Consider the following 4,825-nt stretch of genomic DNA (forward strand, 5'->3'; position numbering starts at 1 on the left):
CTACGCGATGCCGGTCTGTTCGACCGAGATGCCGGCCGTCTCCACGGTGGACGCGGAGGGCCATGACGTGCGCTGCTGGCTCAACACCCCGGAAACGGCCACCGAGCCACGGGTGCCTTTGCACTGACTGAGCTTTAGAACCAGCATGGGGCCCAGAAGCTGACGCTCAGAAGCTGTCTTCCGTGCTCAGCCCGCCCGTGGCCTCCGGTTCCGGCGAGTCCGCCTCCTTCGGATCCGGTTTCTGGGCCCTCCGGACAGTGATTGCTGCGGCACAGGTCACGAGAACCGACGCCGAGCCTCCGAAAGCGAGTGCGGAAGCAGGCCCGAACCGTTCGGAGAGGTACCCCAGGATCGGTCCCCCGAGAGGTGTTCCTCCCGCGGTGGCCATCACGAATGCGGACATCACCCGGCCCCGGAGTTCGTATGGTGTGACCACCTGGATCAGCGAATTCGCAGTTGTGTTGACGCTAAGAGCGAGAAAACCCAGAGGGACCAAGGTGGCGACAAACCAGCCGTAACTCGGCATGAAAGCGGACGCGATTTCGGTGAGCGCGAATACTGCTGTCACCAGCACGAGGTAGGAGAACCGGGGTCTTCCCCGCCAGGCGGAGACCAGCGCACCGGCCATGGACCCGGCTGCGAGGGCCGTGAGGAGGACGCCGTAGCCCTGGCTCCGGTGTCGTACCGGGTTCTCGCACTCAGGGCGAGCAGCACCGGCCAGTTCATGGCGAACGTCGAGGTGACAAAGACGAGTCCGAGCGTGGCCCCGACCCGCCGGTCCTGGAAGATGTATGCCCACCCGGCCCGGATTTGCCTTCGGGCCTTGACCGTGGGGGGCTCGACAAACAGCGACTCACGTCGCATCAGCGCCACTGATGCGATGACTGCCAGGAAGGATGCGGCATTGACAAGGAAAGCGGGACCGGCACCGACCAGCACAATCAGGGCCCCGCCGATGGCGGGCCCGATCATGCGTGAGACGTTGAACGTCGCCGAGTTCAGTCCCACCGCTGCCGGAAGATGGTCACGGCCGACCAATTCGATGAGGAACGACTGACGCGTAGGGTTGTCCAACGCGGTTGCAATGCCCATGACTCCGGCAAGGACGTAGACGTGCGTGAGCGTGAGTTGCCCGGCGAGAGCGAGAAGGCCGAGTGCCGCGGCCGTCAGGGCGAGCAGCGACTGCGTGATGACAAGGAGCAGCCGTTTGGAATAACGGTCCGCAAGGAGTCCTCCCCAGGAGCTCAGCAGCATCATGGGTGTGTACTGAATCGCCGAGACAAGACCGAGGGCCACGCCCGAACCGTTGCTCAGATCCAGGACGAGCCAGTCCTGGGCGACGCGCTGAGTCCAGGTTCCCGAAACCGACAGGAGCTGGCCTGCGAGAAAAAGGCGGTAGTTCCCGAAGCGAAGGGCCCCGAAGGGGCCGCCCGCTGCCGACGGGCGCCTCCCCGGTTGGCGGCTGGCTCCCCGAGGAGGTCGTGGCGTTAACAGTCGAACTCAACTCCCTATCCTCAACCGCGGCACGCAGTCGCGCCGAAAACCATCAGTCATAGATGTGGGCGTAGTTGATGCAGACAAAGCATCTCGGGCCCGAGCCGTCGTGCCGGCACTGCGCCTCGCGCGCTTCATGGTCTGCTTTCCGCTTCTCCAAGTAGACGTGCAGCCAAACGCTTAACCGAGCCACCATCGATGTCACGTCTTCCTCCTTCAATGGAGTGTCCCGTCCAGGACGTGGTGTCACCGCCGGGTAGGCTTGGGCTGCTGCTGGACCGCCGCATTGGCCCGGGCCACCACGCGCTCGTGGACGGCCTGCCGGTTTTTCATAACGAACCACTACCCCCGGGGCGCCGGAGGGAGAGGCGAGTGGAGGCAAGCCGGCCACCATCGCCTACGCAAATAACATAGCTAAAATCAAACAGCTGATACATTTCAATCTCCGCTCCCGCTACATCTAGGATATCATTTTTGTTATACACTAGATAGTGGGAGTGATGGATGTATCTGCAACAACTGCCCGGCGGTGCTACCGTGCGGCTCGCCCGGGCCGACGACCTCCCTCGTATCATCGAACTCCTCGAATCCGACGCACTCGGACCGGCGGAAAGCCTGCCGGGCGCGACCGAAGAAAGCTACCTGCGGGCGTTCGAGGCCATTACCGGGGAACCCTGCAACGAGCTTTGGGTTGCCACCGACGAGAACGGGGATGTGATCGGCACCCTCCAACTTGTCTTCTTTACGACTTTGAGCTGGAACGCTGCGCTCAGGGCCCAATTGTCGGGAGTGCGGATAGCTGCGAGCCAACGCGGCCGCGGAACGGGTTCTGAGCTGGTGAGGTGGGCCGTGGAGCGGGCGAGGTCCAAAGGCTGCCGCGTCGTCCAGCTCTCATCAGACAAGAGGCGAGTCGATGCCCACCGCTTCTACGCGCGGCTGGGCTTCACTCTCAGCCACGAGGGACTACGGCTGGTCCTGCCATGAAACCCGTCCGCGTGCTCGTCGCACCCGATGCGTTCAAGTCATCCCTGTCGGCCACCGAAGCCGCCCGCCACCTCGCAGTCGGCATCGCCACGGCATCCGCGGATTGCACGACGGTCGAGTGCCCCATCGCCGACGGCGGCGAGGGGACCATCGCTGTCCTGGAACGCCTGGGCGCCCATCTGCACCACACCATCGTCACCGGCGCGTTGGGATATCCGGTCCCGGCATCGTGGGCTGCACACAACGGCACCGCATATGTCGAGGTGGCTCAGGGGGCCGGCACGCACCACGTACCCATCCACACCGGGGTGACCTGCCTGAGGGCGATGAGCACCGGAGTCGGAGAGCTGATCGCAGCCGCCCTCGACGCCGGGCACCGCAAAATCATCCTCACCACGGGCGGCAGCGCCGTCAGCGACGGCGGAGCAGGCATGCTCCAGGCGCTCGGCGCGGAATTCTCCCCGCCCGACGCGGGCAGTGCCGGCGGCGGATCACTCTCCCGGATACTCGGCGTGGACCTGTCGACCTTGGATCCGCGGCTGCAGGAGGTGGACATCTCCGTGGCCATCGACGTCCGCAATCCGCTCCTCGGAGCTACGGGAACAGCAAAGACGTTCGCCCCGCAGAAGGGGGCCGGGGCCCGGGAAGTGGAGCTCCTCGAGGCCGGACTCACCCGATGGGCGGATCTCATCGATCGCTCCGGACACAACGCGGCCCTTGAAGCGGGCGCAGGAGCCAGCGGCGGTATCGGTTTCGCGGCAATGACGGCGTTGGGGGCTCGACGCATTGACGGCGCCGAATTGGTACTGGATCTCCTGCGGATCGACATACTGCTGGACGAAGCCGACCTCGTCGTGACCGGCGAAGGATCCCTCGACACGCAGAGCCTCTTCGGCAAGGCCCCCCTCGCCATCGCGGCCCGCGCCGCTGCCCATCGGATTCCAACCGTTGTGGTCGCCGGCCGCATTGAGCTGACACCGTCAGAGCTTGCCAGGCACGGCATCATCGCATCGTGGAGCCTGGTCGAGCTGGCCGGGTCAACCGCCGCCGCGCTCGGCGATCCTGGCCGATGGCTTCAAGAAGCGGGCCGCCTCGTGGCAACCCGGGCATCGAAGCTGACCTAGCTGTACTGCCCAGGGACGTTGGTTGGGTGAATGTGATGACTCGCTGGAGTCGTTGACTCATGGGTGAGGACCTCCGGTTGCACAGTGGAGTTGCTTAGACAACCGCTGAGGCGACCAGGAGGTCCTCAATGTCCCACGCTAATGCTGCATTGACTCCACGCCAACGTTTACGCGTTGCGCGTTTGATCGTTGACCAGGGCTGGCCGGTTACTCGGGCCGCCGAGCAGTTCAATTGCTCCTGGCCGACGGCCAAACGGTGGGCTGAGCGCTACGCCGCGATGGGGGAGGCGGGCATGGCCGATAGGTCCTCGCGCCCTCACCGGGTGGCGAACCGGACCCCGCAACAACTTCTACGCAAGATCGTGCACCTGCGCTGGTAGCAGCGGCTGGGACCGGTCGCGATCGGAGCGAAGCTGGCCATGCCGGCATCGACCGTTCATGCCGTCCTGGTCCGGTGCCGGCTGAACCGGCTGCATCATGTGGACAAGCGCACCGGGGAAGTCATCCGCCGCTACGAGCACGACAAGCCCGGAGCCATGATCCATGTCGACGTGAAGAAACTCGGCAACATCCCCGACGGTGGCGGTTGGCGCTACGTCGGCCGCCGGCAAGGAAAACAGAACCGTGCTGCGACTCCGTCAAAGCCGCAGAGCAGCCACCGCAATCCGCTGATTGGTACCGCTTATGTCCACACGGTCATCGACGACCACTCCCGGGTCGCATACGCTGAAATCCACAGCGACGAAACCCGCAGCCACCGCCGTCGGAGTGCTCAAACGGGCAGTGTCCTGGTTTGCCGCCCGCGGCGTCACCGTCGAGAGGGTCCTCTCCGACAACGGATCGGCCTACAAGTCCCACCTCTGGCGGGACACTTGCCGGGAGCTGAACATCAAGGCAAAGAAGACCCGGCCGTACCGCCCGCAGACCAACGGAAAGATCGAACGCTTCCACCGCACTCTCGCCGACGGGTGGGCTTTCAAACGCTTCTACGCCACGGAATCAGCCCGCAGAAACGCGCTCCCCGCATGGCTGCACCACTACAATCAACACAGACCCCACACCGCAATCGGAGGCCGCCCGCCCATCAGCCGTTTAACTAACCTGTCTGGGCAGTACACCTAGCCCATCCGGCCATGCGTTGGCAGCTGGACGCTGCAAGCCGTCCAGCTGCCGGAACACGGGGCACCCCGGTCAGCGACGCCGTATCAGTGACGGGCCGGGGC

The 4,825-nt window shown here is 64.7% G+C and carries 3 protein-coding genes and 2 pseudogenes; 3 read left to right on the forward strand and 2 right to left on the reverse strand.

Annotated elements, in window-relative coordinates; genetic code table 11:
* Window positions 1-279 precede the first annotated feature (279 nt).
* A pseudogene (locus AHiyo1_RS27330) lies at window positions 280-1,494 on the reverse strand (MFS transporter); the annotation flags it as partial.
* A 52-nt stretch (window positions 1,495-1,546) separates the two neighbouring features.
* Window positions 1,547-1,699 (reverse strand): hypothetical protein, encoded by a 153-nt coding sequence (locus tag AHiyo1_RS24985; protein ID WP_172465656.1) that lies wholly within the window; start codon window positions 1,697-1,699, stop codon window positions 1,547-1,549.
* 299 nt (window positions 1,700-1,998) lie between these two features.
* Between AHiyo1_RS24985 and AHiyo1_RS19595 the strand changes: the two genes are divergently transcribed.
* The 3 genes and pseudogenes from AHiyo1_RS19595 (at window position 1,999) to AHiyo1_RS19605 (ending at window position 4,724) form a co-directional block, all read left to right on the forward strand.
* A complete protein-coding gene (locus AHiyo1_RS19595) occupies window positions 1,999-2,478 on the forward strand; it encodes a GNAT family N-acetyltransferase (RefSeq protein WP_059389681.1) in 480 nt (159 codons plus the stop codon).
* On the forward strand, window positions 2,475-3,602 hold the full coding sequence (locus tag AHiyo1_RS19600) for a glycerate kinase (RefSeq protein ID WP_059389682.1): 1,128 nt from the start codon (window positions 2,475-2,477) through the stop codon (window positions 3,600-3,602). The genes AHiyo1_RS19595 and AHiyo1_RS19600 overlap by 4 nt, the downstream gene beginning before the upstream one ends.
* A gap of 128 nt (window positions 3,603-3,730) precedes the next feature.
* Window positions 3,731-4,724, forward strand: a pseudogene (locus AHiyo1_RS19605) (IS481 family transposase).
* Window positions 4,725-4,825: the final 101 nt, after the last annotated feature.

It is taken from the genome of Arthrobacter sp. Hiyo1 (genome assembly GCF_001263615.2).
Classification (GTDB): Bacteria; Actinomycetota; Actinomycetes; order Actinomycetales; family Micrococcaceae; genus Arthrobacter.